General features: G+C 70.0%; 31 protein-coding genes and 1 other RNA gene. 20 read left to right on the top strand and 12 right to left on the bottom strand.

What is annotated here, in order from left to right:
- Window positions 1-784, bottom strand: a 784-nt coding sequence (locus ACAX67_RS16815; RefSeq protein WP_370705020.1) for a hypothetical protein, incomplete at its 3' end; no start/stop codon positions are given.
- Between the two features lie 744 nt (window positions 785-1,528).
- Here ACAX67_RS16815 and ACAX67_RS16810 point away from each other — a divergent pair.
- Window positions 1,529-1,651, top strand: a complete 123-nt coding sequence (locus tag ACAX67_RS16810; RefSeq protein WP_370705019.1) for a hypothetical protein — start codon at window positions 1,529-1,531, stop codon at window positions 1,649-1,651.
- Window positions 1,652-1,695: 44 nt separating this feature from the next.
- Here ACAX67_RS16810 and ACAX67_RS16805 read toward each other — a convergent pair whose 3' ends face one another.
- The 8 genes from ACAX67_RS16805 to ACAX67_RS16770 form a co-directional block, all read right to left on the bottom strand.
- Window positions 1,696-3,165, bottom strand: a complete 1,470-nt coding sequence (locus tag ACAX67_RS16805) for a LamG-like jellyroll fold domain-containing protein (RefSeq protein ID WP_370705018.1) — start codon at window positions 3,163-3,165, stop codon at window positions 1,696-1,698.
- Window positions 3,117-3,590 carry a hypothetical protein gene (locus ACAX67_RS16800; RefSeq protein WP_370705017.1) on the bottom strand — a complete coding sequence of 158 codons (474 nt, stop codon included), beginning with the start codon at window positions 3,588-3,590 and terminating at the stop codon, window positions 3,117-3,119. Before ACAX67_RS16800 ends, ACAX67_RS16805 begins: the two co-directional genes overlap by 49 nt.
- Before the next feature lie 174 nt (window positions 3,591-3,764).
- A complete protein-coding gene (locus ACAX67_RS16795) occupies window positions 3,765-3,923 on the bottom strand; it encodes a hypothetical protein (RefSeq protein WP_370705016.1) in 159 nt (52 codons plus the stop codon).
- Entirely contained in the window at window positions 3,916-4,122 is a 207-nt protein-coding gene (locus ACAX67_RS16790) for a hypothetical protein (RefSeq protein ID WP_370705015.1), read from the bottom strand. The genes ACAX67_RS16795 and ACAX67_RS16790 overlap by 8 nt, the downstream gene beginning before the upstream one ends.
- Entirely contained in the window at window positions 4,122-5,630 is a 1,509-nt protein-coding gene (locus tag ACAX67_RS16785) for a phage major capsid protein (protein WP_370705014.1), read from the bottom strand. The genes ACAX67_RS16790 and ACAX67_RS16785 overlap by 1 nt, the downstream gene beginning before the upstream one ends.
- Before the next feature lie 232 nt (window positions 5,631-5,862).
- Window positions 5,863-6,153, bottom strand: a complete 291-nt coding sequence (locus tag ACAX67_RS16780; protein WP_370705013.1) for a hypothetical protein — start codon at window positions 6,151-6,153, stop codon at window positions 5,863-5,865.
- A 323-nt stretch (window positions 6,154-6,476) separates the two neighbouring features.
- The gene (locus ACAX67_RS16775; RefSeq protein ID WP_370705012.1) at window positions 6,477-7,073 is read right to left on the bottom strand and encodes a hypothetical protein; all 597 of its coding nucleotides are present in this window, start codon (window positions 7,071-7,073) and stop codon (window positions 6,477-6,479) included.
- 17 nt (window positions 7,074-7,090) lie between these two features.
- A complete protein-coding gene (locus tag ACAX67_RS16770) occupies window positions 7,091-7,285 on the bottom strand; it encodes a helix-turn-helix transcriptional regulator (RefSeq protein WP_370705011.1) in 195 nt (64 codons plus the stop codon).
- A 106-nt stretch (window positions 7,286-7,391) separates the two neighbouring features.
- Between ACAX67_RS16770 and ACAX67_RS16765 the strand changes: the two genes are divergently transcribed.
- Both ACAX67_RS16765 and ACAX67_RS16760 read left to right on the top strand, forming a co-directional pair.
- Window positions 7,392-8,024 (top strand): hypothetical protein, encoded by a 633-nt coding sequence (locus ACAX67_RS16765; RefSeq protein WP_370705010.1) that lies wholly within the window; start codon window positions 7,392-7,394, stop codon window positions 8,022-8,024.
- Window positions 8,025-9,149, top strand: a complete 1,125-nt coding sequence (locus ACAX67_RS16760) for a tyrosine-type recombinase/integrase (protein WP_370705009.1) — start codon at window positions 8,025-8,027, stop codon at window positions 9,147-9,149.
- A gap of 33 nt (window positions 9,150-9,182) precedes the next feature.
- Here ACAX67_RS16760 and rnpB read toward each other — a convergent pair.
- Window positions 9,183-9,545, bottom strand: an RNA gene (gene rnpB / locus ACAX67_RS16755) — RNase P RNA component class A.
- A 73-nt stretch (window positions 9,546-9,618) separates the two neighbouring features.
- Between rnpB and ACAX67_RS16750 the strand changes: the two genes are divergently transcribed.
- From ACAX67_RS16750 to ACAX67_RS16735, 4 genes are all read left to right on the top strand, one after another.
- Window positions 9,619-10,077 carry a tetratricopeptide repeat protein gene (locus tag ACAX67_RS16750; protein ID WP_370705008.1) on the top strand — a complete coding sequence of 153 codons (459 nt, stop codon included), beginning with the start codon at window positions 9,619-9,621 and terminating at the stop codon, window positions 10,075-10,077.
- A 9-nt stretch (window positions 10,078-10,086) separates the two neighbouring features.
- On the top strand, window positions 10,087-10,269 hold the full coding sequence (locus ACAX67_RS16745; RefSeq protein ID WP_370705007.1) for a hypothetical protein: 183 nt from the start codon (window positions 10,087-10,089) through the stop codon (window positions 10,267-10,269).
- 3 nt (window positions 10,270-10,272) lie between these two features.
- A complete protein-coding gene (locus tag ACAX67_RS16740) occupies window positions 10,273-10,578 on the top strand; it encodes a hypothetical protein (RefSeq protein ID WP_370705006.1) in 306 nt (101 codons plus the stop codon).
- Between the two features lie 259 nt (window positions 10,579-10,837).
- Complete coding sequence (locus ACAX67_RS16735; protein WP_370705005.1) at window positions 10,838-11,482, top strand: TetR/AcrR family transcriptional regulator; 645 nt, start codon at window positions 10,838-10,840, stop codon at window positions 11,480-11,482.
- Here the strand turns inward: ACAX67_RS16735 and ACAX67_RS16730 are convergent.
- On the bottom strand, window positions 11,454-12,110 hold the full coding sequence (locus tag ACAX67_RS16730; protein ID WP_370705004.1) for a TetR/AcrR family transcriptional regulator: 657 nt from the start codon (window positions 12,108-12,110) through the stop codon (window positions 11,454-11,456). The two genes, ACAX67_RS16735 and ACAX67_RS16730, sit on opposite strands and share 29 nt — an antisense overlap.
- Before the next feature lie 45 nt (window positions 12,111-12,155).
- Here ACAX67_RS16730 and ACAX67_RS16725 point away from each other — a divergent pair, with 45 nt between their 5' ends.
- From ACAX67_RS16725 to ACAX67_RS16705, 5 genes are read left to right on the top strand one after another with little or no spacing between them, the layout of a single operon-like run.
- Complete coding sequence (locus ACAX67_RS16725) at window positions 12,156-13,157, top strand: alpha/beta hydrolase (RefSeq protein WP_370705003.1); 1,002 nt, start codon at window positions 12,156-12,158, stop codon at window positions 13,155-13,157.
- Complete coding sequence (locus ACAX67_RS16720) at window positions 13,154-13,999, top strand: SDR family NAD(P)-dependent oxidoreductase (protein WP_370705002.1); 846 nt, start codon at window positions 13,154-13,156, stop codon at window positions 13,997-13,999. Before ACAX67_RS16725 ends, ACAX67_RS16720 begins: the two co-directional genes overlap by 4 nt.
- Entirely contained in the window at window positions 13,996-14,925 is a 930-nt protein-coding gene (locus ACAX67_RS16715; protein WP_370705001.1) for a ferritin-like domain-containing protein, read from the top strand. The genes ACAX67_RS16720 and ACAX67_RS16715 overlap by 4 nt, the downstream gene beginning before the upstream one ends.
- A complete protein-coding gene (locus ACAX67_RS16710) occupies window positions 14,922-15,509 on the top strand; it encodes an NAD(P)/FAD-dependent oxidoreductase (protein ID WP_370705000.1) in 588 nt (195 codons plus the stop codon). The genes ACAX67_RS16715 and ACAX67_RS16710 overlap by 4 nt, the downstream gene beginning before the upstream one ends.
- Complete coding sequence (locus ACAX67_RS16705) at window positions 15,506-17,026, top strand: flavin-containing monooxygenase (RefSeq protein ID WP_370704999.1); 1,521 nt, start codon at window positions 15,506-15,508, stop codon at window positions 17,024-17,026. The genes ACAX67_RS16710 and ACAX67_RS16705 overlap by 4 nt, the downstream gene beginning before the upstream one ends.
- Here ACAX67_RS16705 and ACAX67_RS16700 read toward each other — a convergent pair.
- The gene (locus ACAX67_RS16700) at window positions 17,013-17,216 is read right to left on the bottom strand and encodes a hypervirulence associated TUDOR domain-containing protein (RefSeq protein WP_370704998.1); all 204 of its coding nucleotides are present in this window, start codon (window positions 17,214-17,216) and stop codon (window positions 17,013-17,015) included. The genes ACAX67_RS16705 and ACAX67_RS16700 overlap by 14 nt on opposite strands.
- A gap of 179 nt (window positions 17,217-17,395) precedes the next feature.
- Between ACAX67_RS16700 and ACAX67_RS16695 the strand changes: the two genes are divergently transcribed.
- From ACAX67_RS16695 to ACAX67_RS16660, 8 genes are all read left to right on the top strand, one after another.
- Window positions 17,396-17,971, top strand: a complete 576-nt coding sequence (locus ACAX67_RS16695; RefSeq protein WP_370704997.1) for an HhH-GPD-type base excision DNA repair protein — start codon at window positions 17,396-17,398, stop codon at window positions 17,969-17,971.
- A gap of 79 nt (window positions 17,972-18,050) precedes the next feature.
- The gene (locus ACAX67_RS16690; protein WP_370704996.1) at window positions 18,051-18,677 is read left to right on the top strand and encodes a TetR/AcrR family transcriptional regulator; all 627 of its coding nucleotides are present in this window, start codon (window positions 18,051-18,053) and stop codon (window positions 18,675-18,677) included.
- Complete coding sequence (locus ACAX67_RS16685) at window positions 18,674-20,362, top strand: FAD-binding dehydrogenase (protein ID WP_370704995.1); 1,689 nt, start codon at window positions 18,674-18,676, stop codon at window positions 20,360-20,362. The genes ACAX67_RS16690 and ACAX67_RS16685 overlap by 4 nt, the downstream gene beginning before the upstream one ends.
- 64 nt (window positions 20,363-20,426) lie before the next feature.
- Window positions 20,427-21,101 carry a TetR/AcrR family transcriptional regulator gene (locus ACAX67_RS16680; RefSeq protein WP_370704994.1) on the top strand — a complete coding sequence of 225 codons (675 nt, stop codon included), beginning with the start codon at window positions 20,427-20,429 and terminating at the stop codon, window positions 21,099-21,101.
- On the top strand, window positions 21,098-21,901 hold the full coding sequence (locus tag ACAX67_RS16675) for an alpha/beta fold hydrolase (protein WP_370704993.1): 804 nt from the start codon (window positions 21,098-21,100) through the stop codon (window positions 21,899-21,901). The genes ACAX67_RS16680 and ACAX67_RS16675 overlap by 4 nt, the downstream gene beginning before the upstream one ends.
- A complete protein-coding gene (locus ACAX67_RS16670) occupies window positions 21,898-23,367 on the top strand; it encodes an aldehyde dehydrogenase family protein (protein WP_370704992.1) in 1,470 nt (489 codons plus the stop codon). The genes ACAX67_RS16675 and ACAX67_RS16670 overlap by 4 nt, the downstream gene beginning before the upstream one ends.
- 14 nt (window positions 23,368-23,381) lie before the next feature.
- Complete coding sequence (locus tag ACAX67_RS16665; protein ID WP_370704991.1) at window positions 23,382-24,854, top strand: flavin-containing monooxygenase; 1,473 nt, start codon at window positions 23,382-23,384, stop codon at window positions 24,852-24,854.
- Window positions 24,854-26,524, top strand: coding sequence for a GMC oxidoreductase (locus ACAX67_RS16660; protein ID WP_370704990.1), 1,671 nt, complete (start codon window positions 24,854-24,856; stop codon window positions 26,522-26,524). The genes ACAX67_RS16665 and ACAX67_RS16660 overlap by 1 nt, the downstream gene beginning before the upstream one ends.
- Window positions 26,525-26,531: the final 7 nt, after the last annotated feature.

Below are 26,531 nucleotides of genomic sequence, written 5' to 3'. Positions count from 1 at the left end.
TGGTGACAACGCCGGTGTCGTCTACCAGTCGCACCCGGATCACCACCCGCTGGGCCGTGGTCGAGACGTCGACTGATGAGGGCGAGGCTTCCAACCTGGAGCCGACCGGCCGCGAGGAATCCAAGGGCGGTCCAGTGACCGTGAACTGCGAGCTCATTTGTTCCATGTGGTTGGAGGCCGCGTCGGAGGCCCCATAGAGCTGGATGTTCCACGTGCCGCGGGTCGCGTTGGTGGGCATGTTGAAGATGGCGCGGTAGAAGCCGTCCTGGGGGGTTCCGGACGCGAGCGTCATCGTGGCGTACTGGTACTGACTTGAGGTAGCGGCGCTGATGGTCGCGTAGGGACTGGTGACAACGCCGGTGTCGTCTACCAGTCGCACCCGGATCACCACCCGCTGGGCCGTGGTCGAGACGTCGACTGATGAGGGCGAGGCTTCCAACCTGGAGCCGACCGGCCGCGAGGAATCCACGGGCGGTCCAGTGACCGTGAACTGCGAGCTCATTTGTTCCATGTGGTTGGAGGCCGCGTCGGAGGCCCCATAGACCTGGATGTTCCACGTGCCGCGGGTCGCGTTGGTGGGCATGTTGAAGATGGCGCGGTAGAAGCCGTCCTGGGGGGTTCCGGACGCGAGCGTCATCGTGGCGTACTGGTACTGACTCGAGGTAGCGGCGCTGATCGTCGCGTAGGGACTGGTGACAACGCCGGTGTCGTCTACCAGTCGCACCCGGATCACCACCCGCTGGGCCGTGGTCGAGACGTCGACCGTTGACGGCGTGGCCGTCAATCGAGAACCGACTGGTCGCGCCGTATCTGGGGTAGCCGCCTCGGCCGACTGAAGGCCTAGGCAAGCCGGGCCTGCTGCCACTGCGACAGCGACGACTAGTAGACGGAAGAACGGGACAAGCACTGGGCGCTCCTGGGGTCGGCGTCATACCAATGGGGAAGAACGCGCGGGTTGTACGAATGCCTTGATGAAGCACCCGGAAGGGTCCGAGGCTAGTGCTGTCTAGACCAGTGCGCAGCGAAACGTGCGAACCGACCCTGCCCCGGCCTGGGGTTGGCCCAGGTGGCGGTGGGGGACGGGCCGACCTGTAAGCCGGGTCAAGGCCCCGCGCAGGTCTCAACGTTGATCGAAGTTGATCAAACCGCCTCTGACCTGCGAAGACGTCTAATCAGGTGTTGATCGTCGTTGTCACCTATTCACGCATCTTGGGGACTAGGTGGGGACCAAGCGAAGACGCAGACGCGCAAGACGAACGATTCTCGGGACACGCTCGGCCTCGGGGGTGAGGATCACTCCATCAAACAGATTCGGCCCGGTCACCGTTTAGGGCGGCAGACCGGGCCTAGGAATCGCCTAACCAGGAGGCAAGACCATGCACGACAGTATGACCGTTCAAGACGTCCAGCGAGCGATGAGAGAGCTCACCAGGAAAGCAGCGCCGCGGGTTGCTGCCCGGCTCGACGAGGGTGACGTTCAGGGAGCCGCGCGCGAGTACCTGCTCTGGCTCGAGTCGGGAGAGGTTCGATGACCACGGCCGAGGTGCTGGGAACGCTGACGCCGACGCAGGTCGAGGCCGTGGCAGACGCGTTGGGCCTTGACCCTGCGCGTCTCCTCATGTCGATCGCGGAGGCGTTCGCACGCCCGTGACGGACCGCGCTCCGTCGTCGCGGCCGACGACGGAGCGCGGGGAACTACAGGGCGAGTAAGTTGCCGGCGTCAAGAACGCCGTGGACGGGGTCGTCGAGGACGAAGAGCGAGTCGAGCGGCCAGGCGGGCGAGAGGTTGAGCGTGATTTGCCACGGGTCTTCACCCGCACGCCGGGTGAATTTCTCGGCGTAGCCCTCGACGAAGAAGTCGACGGTCGAGCCGCCCGGGGTCTGCGTCGGCATGTTGATCAGGCGGACCTTGTCGCCGATGTCCAGCCCGGCGACGGCCTGCATCGTCGTCGTGTCGAGCGCGCTCATCGCGATCGTGATCGAAGGCACCCGCGGCCGCGGCTCACTGTTGGCGTTCACCACGGCCGCGATCAGCTGGTAGGGCTCGCCCGGGTCGGTGGCTGCGGTCTCCACCGAATAGGCGTGCTCGCCGTACTCGTCGCGGCTGGCCTCGTCGCTGTACGTCGCTGCGACCGTGCCGTCGATGTTGCGTCCATCAGCGATGTTGTACTGCGACTGACCGTCGACCGTCGGGGCGAAGTCGATCCCGACGTCCTGCGACGCGGCGTTGAGCGTCACCGCGACCGGGGCCTGGTAGCGGTCGTCGCGGTTGCGCAGGGTGAGCCTGCCAGCGCGATCGTCGTGGAGCACGCCCGCCTCGGTGGTCTCCACCTTCCGCATCAGCTCGAGGACGCCCTGCTCGGTCGAGTCGATGTGCGCGGCCGTGATCCTCGAGGTCGAGGTGACGATCTCGTCGGAAGGGATACCGGCCATGTCGGCGTAGCGCCGCAGACGGGCGTCGGTCGTCTCACCAGCGAAGCCTGTCAGCCCGGCCGCGGCGATCTCGGCGATCCGGGCCGAGCCGATGTCCGCGTCGAAGAGTGCCAGGTGGCAGATCGTCATAGTGAAGGGGAAGCCCTGCGCCGGTCCCACGAAGTAGGGGCCGACTGTGCCGAGCGCGCCGGCGGCCGAGGCCACCAGCGCGCCGTCCAGGTACAGCTCAACGGTCGCGCCGTTCTGACGAACGAACACGTGATGGACGGCTCCATCGGTGGGCGCCGGTGCGGTGCACAGGTTGAGCACGCCACGGTTGACGGTGATCTCGGCGAAGAAGTTGTCCCACTCGACGGTTAGCCCGTTCGACAGGTCTTGGTCACCGAAGACGATGCCGCCCTCGGCGCCTGCGGCCGAAACGAAGACGCCGAGGCCCTTGAGCGCGACGGGGGCGGCATCGGCTCGGAGGGCGGCGCTGTATCCGCCCGACGTCGACGCAAGCTGGAGTGCGGTGAGTGAGTCAGTTGTGACACCCTCAGCGGCTCCGAAAACGGCCGTGCTGGCCGACCCGCCGGGCTGGTCCGGATACCGCCAGGGGCGCATCGGTGGCGCCTGGGTGCCTGAGGAATCGTTGGCCTGGGTCGTCTCGGCGGGCTCAGAGAACTTGTAGTAAGCGATCAAGCTCATGCGTTGCTCGCCGCCTCGATCGCGGGCCGGTGTGCCGCAATCCATTCGAGCTCGAAACGGCGCGCGTCTGCCTCTGCGGCCTCCTCGCTGCGGAACGCGTGACCGCCGCGCAGGTTCTGCCACACGTGTCGCATCTCGTGCGCGACGGTGGCCTCGAGCGCAGCGGGGGCCATGTCGGCTCGCACAAAGATCTCCTGGAGTGGGTCGCCGGCCGCGGTGACCATGGTGAAGCCGTTCGGGATCGGCGCCATCGGCCCGACCCGGTCTGGATGGCTGGGCGCGCACGGTCGGAAGGGCACCACTGTGACGCCCTCGGGAAGCAGCTCGGCGAGCCCCAGCTCGACGGCGGCGTCCTCTGCGACTCCGAGCGCGACGTCGAGCCAGTGAGGAGTGACGTCCAAGACGGTCCGGATGTAGCCGTCGGCGCCGGGTGCGCGGAACGCGGTTGGCCTGAGTGGGTCGAAGATCATGGTTTCTCCTCGGGGCGGTGGGAAGTGGGCCGCCCCGGCTCGCACGCCGGGGCGGCCCAGGTCCCGCGCAGGTGGGTCAGTGCCGCGCAGATCATGAGAAGCGGCTCGCCACCTTCCAGTCCCGACCCGGTGACCATTCAGGAAGAGGCCGGGCGGGTGAGGTTGACGCGGGGTCTAGCGGGTCCAGCTCATGTCGCCCCAGCCGGAACTGGTGGCTTTGGGGGGAACCTCGATCGTTGCGACGACAGGATCGTCCTTGAGGCTGTTGCGCCGGCGCGGATCTCGATCGATGACGATCTGCTCGCGGACCGTCTCCGGCTGCGGCTCAGACATCGTCGGCGTCCTTGAGCGACACCCACGCGGGCAGCGCCTCGCCGGGCACGAAGGTGACCGCCAGACCAGTGTCGGGGTGGACGGTCTGGATGTAGCCCCGCGCCAGGCGCGCCGGCCGAACGACCGGCGCGCCCTTCTCCTGCGTGCGCTCGTCGGCGGCCGCGGCCAGCGCCTCGGCCACCTCAGACGGGCCGCCCATCAGACAGCACCCTGCAGCGCCTTGAACACCGCGAACGCCCGCGGGCGGGCGAGGCCGACGTCGCCGCGCCAGTGGGCCACGATGCCGACCTGACCGTTCTCCGCAAACCGCTCGGTCAAGGTCTGGATCGTGAGGTCGAGACGCTGGCCGATCAGCAGCTGCGACCAGTCGCCGACGAAGACGTCGGTCGCGCGGCTCGTCATGGTGCCCTGGGTGTAGCTCGGCACCTGGTTGGTGCGGTGTCGCGCGAGCTCGGTGAACGCCGCCGGGGCCTGCAGCGGCTGGCCGGTGGTGTCGTAGGCCTTGGCGTACTGCTGCTCGGCCTTCGGCGACCAGATCAGCGCGTTGGGCTCCTCGTTGAAGTTCCGCGGGGTGTAGATCAGGTCGATGAGCTCGTTGTAGAACGACGCCGCGGTCTGCGTGGTGCCGTTGGTGGCGCCACCGAGTACCGAGCTCGGCGCGACGGCGTTGAGCGTGCCGAGGACGCCGCGCGGGTTGGGCGGGGTCGCCAGGTTGATGGCGCCGGCGCCGGCCGTGATGCCGCCGTACAGCGCAGCGAGGTCGAGCTGCAACGCGATCGCCGAGGCGACGGCGTTGGTCACGATCTCGTCGACGTTCTCGGCGTCCTGGAACCACTCGAGCGAGCCGACCACGAGCGCACTCATCGTCTTCGCGTCGAGCGTGACGTTGTCGAAGGTCGGGTCGCTCGCAGTGATCGTCGATCCCTCGGCGCGGAAGGCCGCGGTCGGGTCGCCGGTGAGTCGGCCGATCTGCACGGTCTTGGCGTCCATCGGAACGATCTCGGCGCCGGCCTGCAGCACGGCGGCCATGTTGCGCGCCCGGTCGATGACGTCGCCGGCCCAGACCGTCGGCACAACGGCCGACCCGCTCGTGGTGGACATCGACCGGACGAGCTGGCCGAACGAGCCGTGCATGCCGACGACGGCGGCATCGCGCTGGGCGGTGCGGTTGGCGTGGTCGGCGACGATCTCCTGGTCGACGAAGCGCTGGCCGCGGACGACGGTCGCGGGCCGGTCGTCGTTGCGACGGACCCAATTCGAGCGCTGCTCGCTGTGCGTCGGACGGACGCCGTCGCGAGCGGTGGCGGTCCAGGTGCGGCCGTCGTCGTTGCGGGCGTCGAGGCCCTGGGCGTTGACGTCGCGGGCGCGCTCCTCGAGGAAGTCGTGGTAGAGCCGCTCGGCGCGCTCGACGGCGTCACTGAGCACGGTCTTGAGGTGGTCGGCCTGGCGCTGCTCGGAGGCCATCAGGCCGTCGCGCTCGAGGTTCTTGTGGCGGATGTCCTCGGACGCGGCGCGAGCGATCCGGGCGTAGATCTCCCAGTCGCTCGGTGCGCGGTCGTTGCCAAGGAAGTCGTCGGCCTCCGCGGCCGTCTTGAGCATCCGCTGCTGACCGCCGACGGTGAAGGCCGGATAGCCGTACTGGCCGGTTTCGCCGAGCTCCTTGAACGCGCGGGTGAAGGTGTGAAGGTTGATGGTGGATCGAGTCATTTGCTGCCTCCTGGGCATTGGGCGCGTGACGCGCCTCGGAAGGGGGTGGGGGATGTCGCCGTGCGGCACGGCGCCCAGCTCTACGGCGGGCGACAGGTGCTGCGATCGCTGCCCGGAGGGATCAACGATGTTCGGTGGCGACTGCCCGGAGGGATCAGCTGCCCACGAGCCCCAACACTGCCCGGAGGGATCAGCGAGTGACTCAAGATGAGGATACCGCGACGGTCCGACATCAGCCCGCCAATCCGCGAGTGTCGCTCGGGACCTCGGGATGAAGCTCGCCGCGGGCGAGGTAGTTGGCCGGGTCCCGGCCGGCCTCCTCGACCAGGCGCCGAGCCGTCGCGTCGAGCAGATCCGCCCGCAGCAGCCGCTGCGCACCGTTCAGGCCCGACCACCGAGCGTCCTCGAGCAGCAGATTGCGCACCTGGTCGAGCCGATTGACCGCGATCAAGGGCAGCAGCTCGGCGAGCGTGCCGAGCGCCCCCGCGTCGATGCAGCGCGGGCAGTAGGTGCAGGTGTCCATGAAGGGGTGCTCCTCGCGAAAAAAATGTTCGGGGATAGAGAAAGCGAGACTGGTGGGGTCCTACGGCTGCGGTTCTAAAAACCGTCACCGCTTCTTGGCGAAGGACGGTGGCGTGTGTGGGCAGGCGGTGCAGCAGGGGCCGACGAGCCTGTGACAGTCGCGCACGGTGGTGCCGCAGGTGCCGCAGGCGAAGTGCCAGGGTCGGCAGGTGCGGCACGGTCGAGCTTGGTCTTCGTCGGCCCAACCGTTGGTGCAGTGGTGGTCGGGTCGCTCGGCCTGGGTCTCATCGAGAATGGAGTCGCCGTACCGATCGAGGTGGCCCATCACGCGCTCCTCTGTCCGTCGTCCGCATGGTGGATCGGGTGGGAAGCGGGAAGGTGGCAGCAGTCGTCTGCCCAGACGTGCGCCGGTCGGCCGAGCCGTTGCTCGGCGGCCGTGCGCCCCGACCCAGAACCTTTAGGGTTCTGGTCGGGTCGGGTCTGGTCTGATCGTCCACTTGTCCACTGGTGGACAACGGGACTTGAGTCCACCTCGGCGGCCTTGGCTTTGCATCGGTCGGTGCAGAGATGATGATTGCCGACCGCGTGAAGACGCTGGCGTCGCTTGTCCTCGGCCCACTTCGACCGTGTCGCGTTCTGCTCGGCGGCCGCGATGCCGTGGGCGGTGAAGTCGGGGCAGACGTACTCGTCACCCTCCTCGGCCCACAGCTCCGAGGCAATGAGTTCCGCCCAGGCCGGGGGGATCTCGGCGGGGTCGACAGGGCAGACCAGTCGGACTGCGCGCGTCTTCGGGATGGCCCCGTCCGTGGCCTGCTCGTTGCAGTGATCGAGTGCCCAGACGTGCACGGTGAACGCGGCCGGCGAGAGGTCCAGCCAGCGGTCGTCGCCGAGGTGCCGGTGCTCGAGCTTCACGTAGGACACGCGTCCTCCTTCCGGGTTCAGGCCGAGGCGTTGGACTGGCGGGCGTCTTCGATGAACGTCTCGACGTCTTCCCGGGCGTAGAGGACTCGCCTTGTGCCGGGCACTCGGAAGGAGGCGGGTCCCTTCCCGGCGTGACGCCAGTAGCGGAGGGTCTGCGGCTCGATCCGCAGTGCAGCTGCCACCTCTTCGGTGGTCATGTAGTAGTCGGACACTCGGACCTCCTGGTCGTTGTAGTTGGTGGGAACTACAACAATGCCCTTCAATCTTCTTCGTTGTATATATTGACAACTACTACCGTTGTGCGTTGAACTACGACATATGCAGATCAGGGCAGGCAACGGCGGCTGGCACCGCGCAGCGGCAGACGAACTGGGTCTACCGGGCGCCGTCTACTACCGCGTGCAGGAAGTCGACGGCGCGCTGCGGATGACCGAGCTCTACATCGACGGGCGAGGAGTTCCGATCCAGGCCGGCGCACTGCGCCGCTTCCCCGTGCAGGTCCTCGAGCAATGGGCCGAAGCCGTGCCGACCGCCCGTGACCGGCTACGAACCGCGGCGCCCGACCTGTCGCGCTTGGCTTCCTACTTCGCGACCACGGTCGGTTCGGGGGCCAAGGGGTGGATCGCTGACTCGATGCGGGCGCAGTACCGCGACGACGTGGTGCAGCCGCCCTACGCGCGCGACCAGGGCGGGCGAATCCAGGTCGAAGAAGAGGTGAAACTCGCCCCGCCGGCGGAGGGCCTGACTGACGCGTTCTTCCGCGATCTCACCAAGGCCTACGACGCAGCCGTTGCTCAGGGCCGGCCGCCCGCCACGGCGATCGCAGAGCAGTTGCCCGGCTATGACCCGAGTCAGGCGACCACGATGCGTCGCCTCGTCGAGTCGTGGATCTATAAGGCCAGGCAGCGTGGAGTCATGCCGCGCGCGCGACAGAAGGGGAGAGTGGTCTAGGTGGCCAACCTGCAGAAGCGTGCCGACGGAAAGTGGCGGGCCCGTTATCGCGATAGCGGTGGTCGTCAGCACGCAAAGCACTTCGCTCGGAAGGTCGACGCCCAGCGTTGGCTCGACGAGGTCACCGCATCCGTGGTCACCGGGCAGTACGTCGACCCGAAGGCCGGTCGGCTCGCTTTCAGGGAGTACGCCGAGCAGTGGCGCGCCGCGCAGGTGCATCGGCCGACGTCGGCCGCCCACGTCGAGACCATGCTGCGCCGGCACACCTACCCGACGCTGGGGGATCGGCCGTTGTCGTCGATCCTGCCCAGCGAGGTTCAGGCGTGGGTGAAGCGACTGAGCACGGGGGACGGCGATCGGCCCCCGCTGGCCCCGTCAACGGTCTCGGTGGTGCACGGCATCGTGTCGTCGGTGTTCAAGGCCGCGGTGCGCGACAGGCGGATCATGGCGAACCCGTGCGAGGGCACCAAGCTCCCGAAGACGGAGCGGCGCCAGGTGGTGCCGCCGACGACCGAGCAGGTCGACGCGGTGCGCGAGGCGATGCCCGACCGCCTGCGTGCACTGGTGACCTTCACGGCTGGGACTGGGATGCGTCAGGGCGAGGTGCTCGGGTTGACGGTTGATCGGCTCGACATGCTGCGTCGCGAGGTACGCGTCGACCGGCAGCTGCTGACGCTCACCGGGCAGCCGCCGCGACTCGGGCCGCCGAAGACGAAGGCCAGCGTGCGCACGATCCCGCTTCCCCAGGTCGTGGTCGACGAGCTCGCCGCGCACCTGGCTCGCTTCCCAGTCGGCCCCGACGGGCTGGTGTTCACCCTCGACGGCGAGCCGATCACCCGCTCAGTGTTCGGGCACGTGTGGCGGCCGGCGGCTCGTGCGGCCGGGCTCGACGTCGGGACCGGGATGCACTCGCTGCGGCACTACTACGCGTCGCTGCTGATCCGGTTCGGGGAGAGCGTGAAGACGGTCCAGGTGAGACTCGGGCACGCAACGGCGGCCGAGACGCTGGACACCTACAGCCACCTGTGGCCGGACTCTGACGACCGGACACGGGACGCGATCGACAGTGTGCTCGGGGACCGGGCTCGCGCTCGTGGGGACTCTGTGGGGACTGGCGATGCCTGACAGCAGCGTTTCCGCAGGTCAGGAGGGGGGTGGGGGACGGGCCGACCTGTAAGCCGGGTTCTGTGATCGGTGACCATCCATCTACGACCGCCGTTGCCGGCGGCCTCCAGCGGCCTACCCGTGTGCTCGGGCGAGCAGCCCTCGAGCGCACACTGTCTGGCCTTGCTCCGGGTGGGGTTTGCCTAGCCGTCCCGGTCACCCGGGACGCTGGTGGGCTCTTACTCCACCGTTTCACCCTTGCCTCTCCCCGGAGGGAGGGGCGGTCTGTTCTCTGTGGCACTTTCCCGCGGATTGCTCCGGGTGGGAGTTACCCACCACCCTGCTCTACGGAGCCCGGACTTTCCTCGGGACCCGCGCCGTCTCCGGTGCGGATCACGCGGTCACCCGGTCGGCCCGTCCAGGCGACAGGCTAGTGCCTGCGCAGGGGGAGCGGCGGAATCACCGCCTTCGTGCGAAGGTTGGAGCAGCCATGAGTGAGCAGGACCTTCCGCTGCGAGCCCCGGGCATCGTGTTCCCGGGGGCGGAGGCGCGCCCGGAGAGCGCGTTCCGCACGGCCCACGACCTCCTCGAGCGGCGCGCGCCGAGCGAGGCGCTCAAGGTCCTGGAGCCGGCGTTGGAGCAGGAGCCCGGCAACCGCGGCCTGCGCACGCTCCGCGCGTGGGCCTACCTGATGCGGGCCCAGCTCGTGAAGGCCTCCGACGAGCTCGAGCTGCTGGTGGCCGACGACCCGTCCGACAGCTGGGCGCAGCACGCATTGGGCCGCGCCTACGAGCGGCAGTCACGGCACCGGGAGGCGCTGCCCCACCTCCGGCTCGCGGCGGCGATGAGCGGCGACGTCGAGCACGAGCTCGCCGTACTCCGGGTCGAGCGACTCGCCGGCGACCTCGACCGGCCGTCCGGACAGTCCGGGGCGGACGAGCGGCGGTAGGTTCTGGGCATGGCCTACTGGTTCTGTCTCAAGCACCACGCCGTCGAGCCCCAGGACGGGTGCGCCTACAAGGACCGGCTCGGTCCCTACGACACCGAGGAAGAGGCGTCCCACGCGCTGGAGAAGGCCGCCGAGCGCACCGAGGCCTGGGACAAGGACCCCGCCTGGAACGACGACGTCGAGGGCGAGTAGCAGTTGGCCGGCCTCGGACGGCGCCGGCGGATCAAGCCGGTCGCCGACGGACCGCGCGGTGACGTCTCGTTCACCCCGTTCCTCGCGCTGATCCTGATCGTCTCCTCGTTCTTCCTCTACGCGGCCAGCGGCATCGTCGCGCCGTGGTGGGGAGTGGTCGCGATGCTCGCCGTGTGGCTGGCGCTCTTCGCGACCTGCTGCCTGTCGTGGACCAAGCCGAAGCGGATGGTGTGGATCGCCGCGCTGTCCTACCCGGTGTGGTTCGCCCTGCTCGTGGGCGGGGCGTTCGCCTTCGGCTGGAAGGCCTGAGCGACCGGGCCGAGAAGGGCCCGGGACGTAGTTCCGCGGGGGCCGGGCGGAGCCGGAGGTGGCTCCAACACCTCTGCTCATGACGCCCGAGCCCCCGCAGAACCTCGCGTCGAGGACTGGTATCCCCCCGGAAGCCAGTCAATGACGTCTCCCATTGCACCCGAAAGTCTTGACGACTGTCAAGATTTCTCTGGACGTGTGGTCAGAATTTTCCTGACAAGTGTCAAGAACACGTTCTCGAGGGTCTAGGCTCGGCGCCATGCCAGGTCCCGCGGCGCGCAAGCCGCCCGCCGAGAAGTACGACGAGCGGCGACGTGCGCTGGCCGAGTCGGCCCTGATCACGCTGGGGGAGCTGGGCTACGCGAAGGCGAGCCTGCGGGAGATCGCGAACAACTCCGACTTCAGCCACGGCGTCGTGCACTACTACTTCCAGGACAAGCACGAGCTGATCGTCTTCTGCGTGCGCGAACAGAAGTCGGGGTGCGTGCGTCGCTACGACGACGTGATCGCCGGGTCCGCCACGCCGGAGGAGCTGGTCGCCGGCTTCGCCGACAAGCTGGTCGAGACACTCGCCACCGACACCGCGATGCACCGGCTCTGGTACGACGTCCGCACCCAGAGCATGTTCGAGGAGCGACTGCGCGAGGTCGCCGAGGAGATCGACGGCTGGCTGGAGGACATGGTGTGGCGCATCGTGTCGCGCTACGCGGAGCTGGCCGGCGGCGTGCCGGCGATGCCGGCGAGCGTGCTCTACGCGATCGTCGACGGACTCTTCCAGCAGGCGCTCATCGGCGTCAGCGCCGGCCGCCACGAGGTGCTGGGTGAGCTGCGCACGCTCGTGCACGGGCTGCTCCCCACCATGATCACGACCGACGTCACCCCCGGGGTGCCGACCCCGGCCTGAGGAAGCGATCGGCGAGAGCGGCGCCGACGTCGGCGAGGTGGCCGACGATCTCGTCGGTGGTCGCGTCGACCAGCCCGGAGCGCCAGGCGAGCATCAGCTCGACGAACCCTCCGATGCCGAGCACCACGTTGATCCGCAGCGCCCGGAGGTCGGCGTCCGAGCGCAGGAACGGCTCGGCGAGCCCGATCATCAGGTCGGTCGCCATCTGCACGGTGTCGCGACGACGCTGCTCGAGCACGGCGCTGCCGGCGTGGTCGCCGAAGATGATCTGGGCCCTGGCGGGCTCGTCGGCGATGTGGTGCACGATCGCGTGGAGGGCGGCCTCGAGCTGCGCCAGCGGCGATTGGTCGGCGACGGCGGTGATGGCGGCGAGGAGCATCTCGAGCGTCTCGTCGCGCATCTGGTCCCAGATCGTGCCGAGCAGTGCGTCGCGGTCGGTGAAGCTCTCGTAGAAGTAGCGGTCGGTGAGGCCGGCCCGCGCGCAGACCCCGCGCATCGTGACCGCCGCCCAGCCCTGCTCCTGCCAGATATCGAGCGCGGCCGCGACGACCTGCTGGCGGCGCTCGGCGCGACGCTGGTCGGCGCTCTTGCCGCCGTAGCGCCGAGGGGTGACCTTCGCGACGTCCACCCCTCCATCTTGACGGCAGGTGCCCTCAGAATGCAATCTGAGGGCATGCGCCAGCAGAACACCCCGCCGACGCGGGCGTCGTTGCGGAGCCACGCAGCAGCCACGGTCACCTCGCTGACCCTGCGCCCGCTCACCGCCGTCATCCCCGCCAACCCCCACGGCGTGCGCGTCTCGCGCCGCATCGTGGCCGGCAGCCTCGCCGTGCTCAGCCCGGGACTGCGGGGCAGCCGCATCGTGGCGGTGGACCGCTCGGCCACGACAGGGCCGTCCGTGCGGGGGGAGTGGGTGCGCGGCCCGCACGCCCGCCGTGACGACGCGGTCATCCTCTACATCCACGGCAGCGCCTACACGATCTGCTCGGCGCGCACGCACCGCGGCGTCACCACGCGGCTCTCCGAGGCCACCGGCCTGCCGGTCCTCGCGTGCGACTACCGGCTCGCCCCCACGCACCGGTTCCCCGCCGCGGCCGACGACGTGCGGGCGGCGTACTCCTGGCTCCTCAGCGAGGGGCACGACCCCGGCCGCATCGTGCTCGCCGGCGACTCGGCGGGCGGACACCTCGCGATCGACCTGGCGTTGCAGCTGCTCAACGAGGGGGCGCAGCCGCCGGCCGCGCTCACGCTGTTCTCACCGCTGGTCGACCCGACCTTCGAGCTCGCCGCCGACCGCGAACGACGACGGCGCGACCCGATGATCTCCGCGGCCCGCGCACAGCGGCTCCTCGACCTCTACTTCGTCGACGCGGACCGCAGCACCCCGCGGGCGGCCTTCTCCTTCGAGGGCGCCGCCGGCTTCCCCGCGACCCTGGTCCAGGCGGGTGGCCGCGAGATGATGGCCGCCGACGCCGAGGAGCTGGCCCGCGCGGTGACCGCCGGCGGCGGCCGCTGCGAGCTCGAGGTCTGGCCGGGGCAGATGCACGTGTTCCAGGCGCTCGCCCGCGTCGTACCGGAAGCCGCGCCCGCCCTCGCCCGGGCCGCCGACTTCATCGTCGCCGAGCTCGAGGCTGCCGAACGGCGCGGCTCCTTCGCCCTGGTGGAGGGGCTGTGAAGCGCACCCGCGGCACCCACGCGGTCGTCACCGGTGCCGGCAGCGGCATCGGCCGGGCGTTCGCCGTCGAGCTGGCCCGCCGGGGCGGGCGGGTGGTCTGCGCCGACCTCGACGAGACGGCGGCGAAGGAGACGGTGGTCCTGATCGAGGCCGCTGGTGGCGAGGCGGAGGCGGTCGCCTGCGACGTCTCCGACGCCCAGGCCGTACGGCGGATGTCGGCCGCCGCGGGTGCGTGGCTCGGCCGCCCGCCCGACCTCGTGGTCAACAACGCCGGCATCGGCGCCGGTGGTCGGGTCGTGGGGGATGCGCCGCTCGAGGACTGGCAGCGCACGCTCGGCGTGAACCTCTGGGGCGTCATCCACGGCTGCCACACGTTCGTCCCGCAGATGCGCGAGCGCGGGCGCGGCGGCATCATCAACGTCGCCTCCGCGGCCGGGTTCACCGCGGCCCCGCGGATGGCCGCCTACAACGTGAGCAAGGCCGGGGTGGTCAGCCTCTCGGAGACCCTCGCGGCCGAGCTCGCCGGCACCGGGATCGCGGTGACCGTGCTCTGCCCGACCTTCGTGCGCACCAACATCTTCGGCGGTGAGCTGATCGATCCCGGCGCGGCACAGCTCGCCCGGAGGATCGCCGGATGGGCCGGCTTCTCGCCGGAGCGCGTCGCGCGCACGACGCTCGACGCCCACGACCACGGCCGGCTCTACGTCCTCCCCCAGCTCGACGCGAAGGCGCTGTGGCGGCTCAAGCGGCTCGCCCCGGCGCCGTACGCCCGTGCCGCGGGCCTGATGGGCCGCTTCGCTCCCGAACCCGAGACCGCCCCCGCCGAGGAGGACCCGTCATGACCTACGACTTCGAGGCGATGCTGCAGACCATCAAGGACAAGCAGTGGTCGCTGGCCGACATCGACTGGGACGCCCCCGGTGCCGAGGAGATCACCGACGAGGTACGCGCCCGGATGCAGCCGTTCATGGCCGATCTGGTCTGGATCGAGCACGTCGGCGCGCGGGGCTTCGCCTCGCTGGCGAAGAAGGCGCCGACCCCGGCGATCAAGGAGATCTACGAGTACTTCCACGCCGAGGAGCAGAAGCACGCCAACGCCGAGCTCGCCCTGATGAAGCGGTGGGGGATGCTCGACGACGACGGCAACGTCCCCGAGCCCAACATCAACGTCAAGCTGGCGATCAAGACGCTCGACACGTTCGGCGACTCCCTGCCGCTGACGGGCCTCGCGACGCTGATCCCGCTGCTGGAGTGCGCCCTCGACGGCGCCCTGGTGAAGTTCCTCCTCGACGAGGTGCACGACCCGGTCTGCCACGAGGTGTTCCGCCACATCAACTCCGACGAGGCCCGCCACATCGCCGTCGACTTCCAGGTGCTGGAGCTGATCGGGGCCGGACCGCTGCACAAGCTCGTCATCGAGTCGGCGGCCAACCTCAAGCCGCAGGTGGTGCTCGGGCTGATCGTGGTCTTCACGCCCCTGATCAGCAAGATGCGCGACAACATCGTCGCGATGGGGCTGCCGGAGCAGAAGCTCTACAACGCGGTGAAGCGGTTCGGGTCGATCGGCGGCAGGGGCGAGCACACCAGCCGGATCCCGGCCTTCCACGTGCTCAAGGCCCAGGCCGCGATGATCATCGACCGGTCCTCTCCCTACCACCGGCTCCTCGCCGACCCGATGGTGCGGATCACCTCGTTCGTGCCCGCCAAGGTCCTCGGCAAGCCGCAGTCGTGGACCGAGGAGATCACCCACGAGCCGGTGGCCCCGTGAGCGGCCTCCCCGCCGAGCTCCCCGACGTCTTCACGGGCGAGCTCCTCCTCGGCGACGCCTGGCGCGACCACTCCTTCGGTGGCAGGCGCGTGGCGATCATCGCGCGGGGCAACGACGCCGTCCGCGTGCTGCCCGACATCGCCTGGACCGCGCGCAGCGTGAAGGTGTTCCTCGATGACCCGGCCTGGGTGCTGCCGGCGCTGCCGGTGCCGGTGGGCGTCGCGGTGCGCGCGGCGTCGTACGTCCCGGTCGCGGGGCCACCCGCCCGCCGGCTGCTGGCCCGTGCCCACCTGCGGCTCGCGGTCAGGGACCCGTGGGTCCGCCGGCTGCTCACCCCGGACGACCGGTTCGGGCCGCACCCCGCGGCGCGCGGCGACCTCTTCTACTCCGTGCTGCAGCAGGCGCACTGCACGCTCGTGCGGTGGCCGGTCTACGCCGTCACCGAGGACGCCGTGCGCTCGGCAGAGGGCATCGAGCACCAGGTCGACTGCATCGTCGTGCCCGACCCCGACCGGCTGCGCCGGATCCCCGTAGCGTTGGCCACCGCCGGCCCGCGCCGCACCCGAGAGGACCGCTCCGCATGACCGATCGCCCCGACCACCCCAAGCAGCCCGACCACGAGGTCGCCATCATCGGCGGCGGCTTCTCCGGCATCGGCGCTGCCATCCTGCTCGACCGGGCCGGCTTCGACGACTACCTGATGATCGAGGAGGGCGACGGCGTCGGCGGGGCGTGGCACTGGAACACCTATCCCGGCGTCGCGGTCGACATCCCGTCGTTCAGCTACCAGTTCTCCTTCGAGCAGATGACCGACTGGTCGCGGGTGTACGCGCCCGGCGAGGAGCTCAAGGCGTATGCCGAGCACTGCGTCGACAAGTACGACGTGCGACGGCGGACCAGGCTCGGCACGCGCGTCGTGTCCGCAGAGTTCGACGACGACGGCGAGCTCTGGCGGCTCGGCACCGCCGGCGGCGAGCAGATCACCGCGCGCCACGTGGTGGTCGCGACCGGGGTCCTCACCCAGCCGAAGAAGCCCGAGATCGAGGGCATCGGGGACTTCGCGGGCGCGGTCATGCACACGGCGCGGTGGGACCACGACGTCGACCTGCGCGGCAAGCGGGTCGCGATCATCGGCACCGGTGCGTCCGCGGTGCAGACCATCCCGTCGATCGCGCCGGAGGTCGCCCACCTGACGGTCTTCCAGCGCACGCCGATCTGGTGCCTGCCCAAGCTCGACGCCCCGCTGCCGCTGCCGGCGCGGCTGGCGATGCGGGTGCCGGGGGCCCGCCGCGCCACGCGTCTGGTGAGCCAGACGTTCGTCGAGCTGACCTTCCCGATCGCCGCTCACTTCCACGACCTGTTGCCTGTCGCGGGCGTGGGCGAGCGCATCGGCCACGGCCACCTGCGTCGCGCGGTGAAAGACCCCGAGGTGCGGGCGAAGCTCACGCCGTCGTACGCCCTCGGGTGCAAGCGGCCGAGCTTCTCCAACGACTACCTGCAGACCTTCAACCGCTCCGACGTGCACCTGGAGACGACCCCGATCGAGCGGGTCACGCCGACGGGCGTCGTCACGACCGACGGCGTGGAGCACGACGTCGACGTGCTGATCCTCGCGACCGGCTTCAAGGTCTTCGAGAAGGGCAACATGCCGGCCTTCGGCGTCGCGGGCACCGGTGGAGCGGACCTCGAGGACTGGTGGGGCCGGCACCGCTTCCAGGCCTACCAGGGCGTCAGCGTGCCGGGCTTCCCGAACTTCTTCGCGATCCTCGGCCCCTACGGCTACAACGGGTCGTCGTACTTCAACCTCATCGAGACCCAGATGGCCCACATCGTGCGCTGCCTGAAGCAGGCGCGGCGGGTGGGTGCCACCCGGGTCGAGGTGACACCTGAGGCGAACACGCGCTACTTCGAGCGGATGCTCGGGCGGCGCCGGCACCAGGTCTTCTTCCAGCCGTCGTGCTCGACGGCCAACAGCTACTACTTCGACGCCAACGGCGACGTCCCGTTCCGCGCCTCGCCCACGCTCGAGACGATGTGGACCAGCAGCCGGTTCGACCTCGACGACTACGCGTTCGCGAGCCGTTCGGTCACGACAGCCTGAGCGACGACTCCTTGTGGGCCGCTCGGGCCCCGGTCTTCTCCGACTCCACGATCCAGTACGGCTCGTCGTCGGAGGCGTTGAAGGTCTGCTTGTCGAACTGGAACTGCTGCGTCCGCTTCTCCACCGCGTGTCCGTAGGTGCGGCCCTGAGAGGTGCCCCAGGAGACCGCTGTGCCCTTCCTGATCGCCATGCTGGGTCGGTAACCGCCGCAGCGTTCGTCAACCGGGGGAGTGGGGGAGGGCGGCCCCCGTCGCGCGCCGACGGACGTACCGAACCCGCCTTTCCGGGGGGACCGTCAGGCGTGACGGATCGTCCCGGACCGACTTTGGTACGTCGGTCGGCTGTTGCCGGATGAGAGAAGATGGCGCCATGGCGTTCCAGATGACGGGCCTGCCCGAAGCCGACGAGGTCCTCGACCAGCACCCGTTCGCCGTGGTGGTGGGGATGATGCTCGACCAGCAGTACGGGATGGAGCACGCCTTCCGGGGCGGTTGGAAGGTGCTCGGCCGGTTCGGCACGCTGGACCCTGCCGCGATCGCGGCCGCCGAGCCCGAGGCGTTCAAGGCACTGTGCAGCGAGCCGCCGGCGATCCACCGCTTCCCGGGTTCGATGGCAGCGCGGCTGCAGGAGCTCGCTGCGCTCGTCGAGAGCAAGTACGACGGCGACGTGACCCGGCTCTGGTCCGAGGCGACCACCGGCAAGGAGCTCTTCAAGCGGGTGCAGGAGCTGCCCGGCTTCGGCAAGCAGAAGGCCCAGATCTTCGTGGCGCTCCTCGCCAAGCAGCTCGGCGTCCGGCCCGAGGGTTGGGAGGCTGTTGCGGGGGACTACGCGCTCGAGGGCTACCGGTCGGTGGCCGACGTGGTCGACCCGGACTCGCTGCAGAAGGTGCGGGACTTCAAGAAGGAGAAGAAGGCCGCTGCGAAGGCGGCCGCCTCCGCGGTGTGACCGCACCTCGACGCTCGCACGTCTCCTCGCACGTCTCCGCCCGCTCGATACACCGCTGTATCCGATACAGTTCTGCATCGTGACCGAGCGACCAGCCACCCGGCGCCGCGCCGAGACGCGCCAGCGACTGCTGGACGCCGCGCTCGAGGTCTTCGCCGCGCGGGGCTTCGGGAGCACCTCGGTCGAACAGGTCTGCGCCGGCGCTGGCTTCACGCGAGGCGCGTTCTACTCGAACTTCGACTCCCTCGACGAGCTGTTCCTCGCGATGTGGGAGCAGCGCTCGCAGCAGATGCTCCAGGAGCTGGAGGCGCTGCTCGCTGCGCCCGCCACCCGTCCGTCAGGCGACGCGCCCCGAACGCTGAGGGACGCGGTCGCTCAGGTGGCGGACGCCGTACCAGTGGACGACGCGTGGTACCGCGTGACGGCCGAGTTCACCGCGCACGCCCTCCGCAACCCCGCGCTCAGGCAGGTGGTCGCTGCGCGGGAGGACGCGATCCTCGCGACCCTCCTGCCGTTGCTCGACCGACTGCTCGCGCTGGTCGGGCGCCGCATCACCGACCGCGATGCGCTCGGCCCGGCCCTGGTCGCCGCCCACGACGGCACCACCGTCCAGTGCCTGATCGACAACGACCCGCGGGCTGCCCGCGCCCGCCGTACCGACCTGTTCACCGTGCTCGTCGAGCACTACACCGAGGAGATCCGATGAGTGCGGACAAGAGCTCTGACTTCCAGTCCGACGTGATCGTCGTCGGCGCCGGCCTGGCCGGCCTGGTGGCGACGCACGAGCTGGCGAAGGCCGGCCGGAAGGTGCTCGTCCTCGACCAGGAGAACCGCAACAACCTCGGCGGACAGGCGTTCTGGTCGCTCGGCGGCCTGTTCTTCGTCGACTCTCCCGAGCAGCGCCGGGTCGGCATCAAGGACTCCTTCGACCTGGCCTGGCAGGACTGGCAGGGCTCGGCCGCCTTCGACCGCCTCGACGACGAGGACGTCTGGCCGCGGCGCTGGGCGGAGGAGTACGTCGCCTGGGCGGCCGAGGGCAAGCGCGACTACGTCCGCGAGCTCGGCCTGAGGTCGATGCCGTTCGTCGGCTGGGCCGAGCGCGGCTCGGGGTCGGCGACCGGTCACGGCAACTCCGTGCCGCGCTTCCACCTGACCTGGGGCACCGGTCCCGAGGTCGTGCGGATCTTCGCCGAGCCGGTGCAGGAGGCGGAGCGGGCAGGCCTGGTGCGCTTCGCGTTCCGCCACCAGGTGGACGAGCTCGTGCTCGAGGACGGCCGGGTCGTGGGCGTGCGTGGCACCGTGCTCGAGGCCGCCGACGGGCTCGCGCGGGGTGTGCGGTCGTCTCGCGAGGCCGTCGGCGCGTTCGAGCACCACGCTTCGGCGGTGGTGGTCTCCTCGGGCGGCATCGGTCACAACCGCGACCTGATGCGCAAGAACTGGCCGATCGAGCGGGTCGGCCCGGCGCCCGAGCACATGATCTGCGGCGTGCCCGCGCACGTCGACGGCCGGATGCTCGCGATCACCGAGGAGGCCGGGGGCCGGATCATCAACCGCGACCGGATGTGGGCCTACGTCGAAGGCATCCACAACTGGGACCCGGTCTGGCCCGACCACGCGATCCGGATCCTGCCGGGCCCGTCGTCGATGTGGTTCGACGCCAACGGCGACCGGCTCACGGGGATGGCGGGTGTGCCCGGCGCCGACTCGATCGGGTCGATGAAGCAGATCCTCGCGACCGGGCACGACTACTCGTGGTTCGTGCTGACCCAGTCGATCATCGAGAAGGAGTTCGCCCTGTCGGGCTCCGAGCAGAACCCCGACATCACCGGCAAGGACCTCAAGTTCCTCCTGAGGTCGCGCGTCGCCAAGGGTGCGCCCGGCCCGGTCGAGGCGTTCAAGCAGCACGGTGAGGACTTCGTGGTCGCCGACAGCCTGGCCGACCTGGTGGAGGGCATGAACGCCATCGCCCGCGGGCCGCGGCTCGACCCGGCCCACCTCGAGCGCCAGATCGAGGCGCGCGACCGGCAGGTCGACAACGCCTTCGCCAAGGACGCCCAGGTGATGCAGATCCACAACGCCCGCAAGTCGCTGACCGACAAGCTGATCCGCGTGGCCAAGCCGCACAAGATCCTCGACCCCGAGCACGGTCCGCTCATCGCCGTACGCCTCAACATCTTGTCGCGCAAGACGCTGGGCGGGCTCGAGACCAACCTCGACTCGCAGGTGATGGGTGCCGACGGGGCGCCGGTCCCGGGCCTCTACGCCGCGGGCGAGGTGGCCGGTTTCGGCGGCGGGGGAGTGCACGGCTACAACGCGCTCGAGGGGACCTTCCTCGGCGGCTGCATCTTCTCCGGCCGGGCGGCGGGCCTCGCGCTGGCGCGCGACCTGTAGCCCGAAGGCAAAAAGAGGAATCAGGTGCTTCCGGGAATCGCATGATTCCTGTTATGGTCTGTTCGTGGCCAGCGCGACGACGACCCCCGAGGACGACCCGTCCGGGTCGTCGGGCCGGCTCTGGCAGGGTCAGACGCCCGACGCGCGCGAGGCCGACCGTCGCCAGCGGCTCGTCGCCGCGGGCATGGAGCTGGTCGGCACCCAGGGCGTCTCGGCCCTGACCATGCGGGCCGCCTGCCGGGAGGCCTCGGTCGGGCCGCGCTACTTCTACGACCTGTTCGCGACCCGCGAGGACCTGCTCGAGGCCGTCTACGACGAGACGGTCACGCAGATCCGCGAGCCGATCCTCGCCGCCGTCGTCGCCGCGGTGGCGACCGAGGGCGTCGCGGCCGCGATGAGGATCGCCTTCGACACCGCGGTGGCCGTGGTCGAGGACGATCCCCGGATCGGCCGGATCCTCTTCCGCGAGTCCTCCGCCGACGACACGCTGCGGCCGCGGTCGCAGGCCGCGATGCCGGAGTTCGTGCTGGCCGTCGTCGCCGAGGTCTTCCCCGACCGCGTCGAGGAGCTGCGGGCCGATGCGGGGCGATGGACCCTGATCGGCTTCTCAGCGGCGATCTTCGCGCTGTTCCTCGCCTGGAGCGAGGGGCAGCGCCACACCACGCGCGAGGAGTTCGTGCGTCACTGCACGGCCCTGGCCGTCGACTCGCTGGGGCTGGACATGGAGGTGGTCCGATGATCAGCCACGAGCGGCGCGGCAGCGGCGCACCGATCGTGCTCGTGCACGGCATCGGCAGCCGCTGGCAGGTCTTCGAGCCCGTCCTCGACCGGCTCGCGGAGAGCCACGAGGTCGTCGCGATCGACCTGCCCGGCTTCGGCGCCTCGCCGCTGGTCGACGGCGTCCGGCCCGGTCCGCAGGGGTACGCCGACTGGCTGACCGGCTGGCTGGCCGACAACGGCATCGAGCGTCCGCACGTCGTCGGCAGCTCGATGGGCGGCGGCATCGGCCTCGAGCTCGGACGCCGCGGTGTCGCGTCGGCGGTGACCGCCTTCTCGCCCGTCGGCTTCTGGCGCGCCCCCGGGCTGCGCTGGACCCAGTCCCTCCTCAGCGTCCTCCGGGTAGCCGCGGTGACCAGCGGACCGCTCCTCGACCGCGTCGTGGAGCACCCGGTCGGTCGGGCGGTCGCCCTCGGCAGCATGTTCGGCCACCCCACCCGGGTCAGCCCGGAGGCCGCTCGCGGCGACCTCGCGGGACTTGCCGGCGCGACGGCTTTCCACGCGGCCCGCAACGACTTCGGGCGCTACTTCGTCGCCGCCGACGGCGACCCCGGCCACCTCCCCGAGATCCCGGTGACCGTGGCGTGGGGCACGCGCGACGTCGTCCTCGTCCACCGCACGCAGAGCGCGCAGGCCCGCCGGGCGCTGCCGTTCGCCCGCCACGTCGACCTCCCGGGCTGCGGGCACCTCCCGTTCTCCGACGACCCCGTCACCTGCGCGCGCCTCGTCCTCGAGGACGCCACCCAGAAGGAGCACCGATGACCGAGCAGCTGGTCAGCACCAACCCGGCGACCGACGAGGTCGTCGCCACGTTCGACATCCACACGCCCGAGCAGGTGCAGGCGATCGTCGCCCGCGCCCGTGAGGCGTCGGTCTGGTGGCGCGACCAGGGGTACGACGGCCGGCGGGCCGCGCTGCTCAGCTGGAAGCGCCACATGGCCAAGCACAGTGCCGACCTGGTCGACCTGATGCACCGGGAGAACGGCAAGCCGCTCACCGATGCGCGGCTGGAGCTGATGCTCGCGCTGGAGCACATCACCTGGAACGCCAAGCACGCCGCCAAGGAGCTGAGGTCGGAGAAGCGCAAGCCCGGCTTCCTGCTCTCGAACTTCTCCGCCCGTCTGGAGCACGTGCCCTTCGGCGTGGTCGGCGTGATCGGCCCCTGGAACTACCCGATCTTCACGCCCAACGGCTCGATCGCGACCGCGCTCGCCGCCGGCAACACCGTGGTCTTCAAGCCGAGCGAGTACACCCCCGCGATCGCGCAGTGGTACGTCGACGCGTTCGCCGCCGCCAACCCGGACGCGCCCGACGGGGTGCTGTCGCTGGTGACCGGCTTCGGCGAGACCGGCGCCGCGCTCTGCCGGGCCGGCGTCGACAAGCTCGCCTTCACCGGCTCCGGTCCGACCGGCCGCAAGGTCATGGCGGCCTGCGCCGAGTCGCTCACGCCGGTCGTGATGGAGCTCGGTGGCAAGGACGCCGCGATCGTGGCCCACGACGCCGACCTCCCGAAGGCCGCCGAGGCGATCGCGTTCGGCGCGATGGGCAACAGCGGCCAGACCTGCGTGGGCATCGAGCGGGTCTACGTGGAGCGCGCGGTCCGCGACGAGTTCCTCGACGAGCTGACCCGGCAGGTCGAGAAGGTCCGGCCGGGCTCCGACGGCTCGGCCTCCTACGGACCGATGACGATGCCCAGCCAGATCGCGATCGTGCGCCGCCACGTCGAGGACGCGATCGCGGGCGGCGGCAAGGCCGTCGTCGGCGGCGTGGCCAGCGTGGGCGAGCGCTACATCGAGCCGGTCGTCATCCTCGACCCGCCGCACACGTCCTCCGCGATCCAGGAGGAGACCTTCGGCCCGACCCTGACCGTCACGACGGTCGAGTCCCTCGACGAGGCCGTCAAGCTCGCCAACGACACCCCCTACGGCCTGGCCGGTGCCGTCTTCTCCAAGGACCACGCCGACGAGATCGTCGACCACCTCGACACCAGCCAGGTCTCGGTCAACTCGGTGCTCGGCTTCGCCGGCATGGCGACGCTGCCGCTCGGCGGCAAGGGGGAGAGCGGCTTCGGCCGCATCCACGGGCCGGAGGGGCTGCGCGAGTTCACCCGCCCGCGCGCGATCGCGACGCAGCGCTACGCGCCGCCGATGAACCTGCTGACCTTCGGCCGCAAGCCGTGGGTCGTGCGCCTCCTGCCGCGCATGATCAAGTGGCTCCACGCCCGCTGAGAGGCCCCCACACCATGAAGAAACCCTCTGTCGCCGTCATCGGCACCGGCTTCGGCGGCCTCGCCGCCGTGATCGAGCTGAAGAAGCGCGGCTTCGACGACATCGTCGTCCTGGAGAAGGCCGACGACATCGGCGGCACGTGGCGGGAGAACACCTACCCCGGTGCCGCCTGCGACGTGCCGTCGCCGTTCTACTCCTATTCCTTCGAGCCGTTCCCGGTGTGGCCGCACCGCTTCTCGCGGCAGCCGGTGATCCTCGACTACATCCGTCACGTCGCGAAGAAGTACGACGTCCTGCGCCACATCAGGTTCGGCACGGAGGTCACGGGCGCGAGCTACGACGACGACACGGGCCGATGGACCGTGCAGGTGAGCGGGGGAGACCCGCTCGAGGTCGACGTGCTCGTCTCGGCCGTCGGCCAGCTGTCGCGGCCGTCCTACCCGGACATCCCGGGTGCGGAGACGTTCGCGGGACCGGCCTTCCACTCGGCGCTGTGGGACCATGACGTCGACCTCGCGGGCAAGCGGGTCGCCGTCATCGGGACCGGGGCCAGCGCCATCCAGTTCGTGCCGGCCATCCAGCCTGAGGTCGACCGGATGACCGTCTTCCAGCGCACGCCGCCGTACCTCGTGCCGCGGTTCGACCGGGAGTTCTCGAAGCACCACCACACGGTCTTCGAGAAGGTGCCGCTGACCCTGCTCGCCGAGCGGGCCGCGTGGTACGGCGTCACCGAGGGTCTCAGCGTCGCGTGGGTCTACTCCAAGACCCTCTCCTCGGCGATCCAGGCGATGTCGAAGCGGCACATGCGCAAGCAGGCGAAGGACAAGCCGGGGCTGTTCGAGAAGATCTGGCCCAGCTACCAGATCGGCTGCAAGCGGATCCTCTTCTCCAGCGACTACGTGCCGGCGCTCGCGCAGCCCAACGTCGACCTGGTGACCGACGCGATCAGCGAGATCACCCCGACCGGGGTCCGTACGGCCGACGGCGTCGAGCACGAGGCCGACGTCCTCATCTGGGGCACCGGCTTCAAGGCGACGGAGTTCCTCGCACCGATGTCGATCAAGGGCGGCGACGGGCGCGACCTCCACGACGACTGGCGGGACGGGGCGCGGGCCTACTACGGCATGACCGTCCCGCACTTCCCGAACCTGCTCATCATGTACGGCCCCAACACCAACACCGGTGGCGGCTCGATCATCTACTTCCTCGAGGCCCAGGCGAGCTATCTCGGCGACTACGTCGAGCACGTGGCGGCCACGGGGCGCCCGCTCTCCGTGCGGCCCGAGGTCGAGCAGGACTACGACGAGCGCATCCAGGAGCAGCTGTCCGGGAGCGTCTGGAGCCGGTGCTCGTCGTGGTACCGCAACGCCAACGGGCGCATCACGACCAACTGGCCGACGCTCGGCCGGCAGTACAAGAAGCAGGCGAGGTTCGACCCGGCCGACTACCAGGTGGCCGCCAGAGCTGCCGAGAAGGTGGATGTCTGATGAGCAAGTACGACTACGACGTGATCGTCGTCGGATCCGGCTTCGGCGGCAGCGTGACCGCGCTGCGGCTGACGGAGAAGGGCTACAAGGTCGGCGTGCTCGAGTCCGGCCGGCGCTGGGACGCGGACAACCTGCCCAAGACCAACTGGAACATCCGGAAGTCGATCTGGGCGCCGCGCCTGGGCCTGACCGGCCCGCAGCGGATCAGCTCGCTCGGCAAGTGCCTGGTCTTCAGCGGTGCCGGTGTCGGCGGCGGCTCGCTGATCTACGGCAACACGCTCTACGAGCCGCTGCCCGACTTCTACCAGGACCGCGCGTGGTCCCACATCACCGACTGGCAGGACGAGCTGGCGCCGTACTACGACCAGGCGAAGCGGATGCTCGGCGTCGTCGAGAACCCGCGCACCGGCCCGAAGGACGAGCTGCTCCTCCAGGTCGCCCGGGACCGAGGTGTCGCGGACACCTTCCACAGGACCCAGGTCGGGGTGTTCTTCAACGAGGGCCGCGAGGGCGAGGAGGTGCCCGACCCCTACTTCGGTGGCGCCGGACCGAGCCGCGCGGGCTGCATCCACTGCTCGGAGTGCTTCACCGGCTGCAAGCACAACGCCAAGAACACCACGACGACCAACTACCTCTACCTCGCCGAGAGCAAGGGTGCCCAGGTGCACCCGCTGACCACGGTGACATCGGTCCGGAAGGGCGACGACGGCGGCTACGTGGTCGAGACGGAGAAGTCCAACGGCAAGCTGCGCAAGGGCCGACGCACGTTCACCGCCGAGCAGGTGGTCTTCGCGGCGGCCGCGCTCGGCACCCAGAAGCTGCTCCACCGGCTGAAGGACGACGGCGTGCTGCCCGAGCTCTCGCCGCGTCTCGGCGAGCTGACCCGCAGCAACTCCGAGGCGATCATCGGCGTGCAGAGCCAGTCGCGCTTCGACTTCGCCCAGGGCGTGGCGATCACCTCCTCGATCCACCCGGAGCCGCAGACGCACGTCGAGGTCTGCACCTACGGGAAGGGGCACAACTCGCTCTTCGCCCAGACCGTGCCGATGGTCGACGGCGGGGCGTTCCGCTTCCTGCGGTTCCTGCTCGGGATCGTGCTGCACCCGCTGCTGTTCCTGCGCTCGCTCAACCTGCGTCGGGCCTCGGAGCGGTCGGTGATCCTCCTGGTCATGCAGTCGCTCGACAACTCGCTGACGTCCTACCGCAAGGGCGGGCTTCTCAAGACGAAGCAGGGGAGCGGTGAGCCCAACCCCGACTGGATCCCGATGGCGCACGAGATCGCCCGGCAGTACGCCGGCCACGCCGATGCCGACACCGGCAACATCGCGACCGACATCTTCAACATCCCGGCGACCGCCCACTACATCGGCGGGTGCACGATCGGCGACTCGAAGGACACCGGCGTGATCGACCCCTACCAGCGCGTCTACGGCTACCCGGGGCTCCACATCGCCGACGGCAGCGCGATCACCGCCAACCTCGGGGTCAACCCGTCGCTCACGATCACCGCCCAGGCGGAGCGGGCGATGGCCTTCTGGCCCAACAAGGGGGAGGCCGACACCCGACCCGCCCTGGGCTCGTCGTACCAGCGGGTCGCCCCCGTCATGCCGCACGCACCGGCGGTGCCCGAGTCCGCGCCGGGCGCGCTGCGCCTGCCCGCCTCGGCCTGAGAGGAAT

The sequence above is a fragment of the Nocardioides candidus genome, from assembly GCF_041321175.1.
Classification (GTDB): Bacteria; Actinomycetota; Actinomycetes; order Propionibacteriales; family Nocardioidaceae; genus Nocardioides.
The sequence above is the reverse complement of the archived record's forward strand: the minus strand, read 5'-3'. Positions and strand labels throughout refer to the sequence as shown.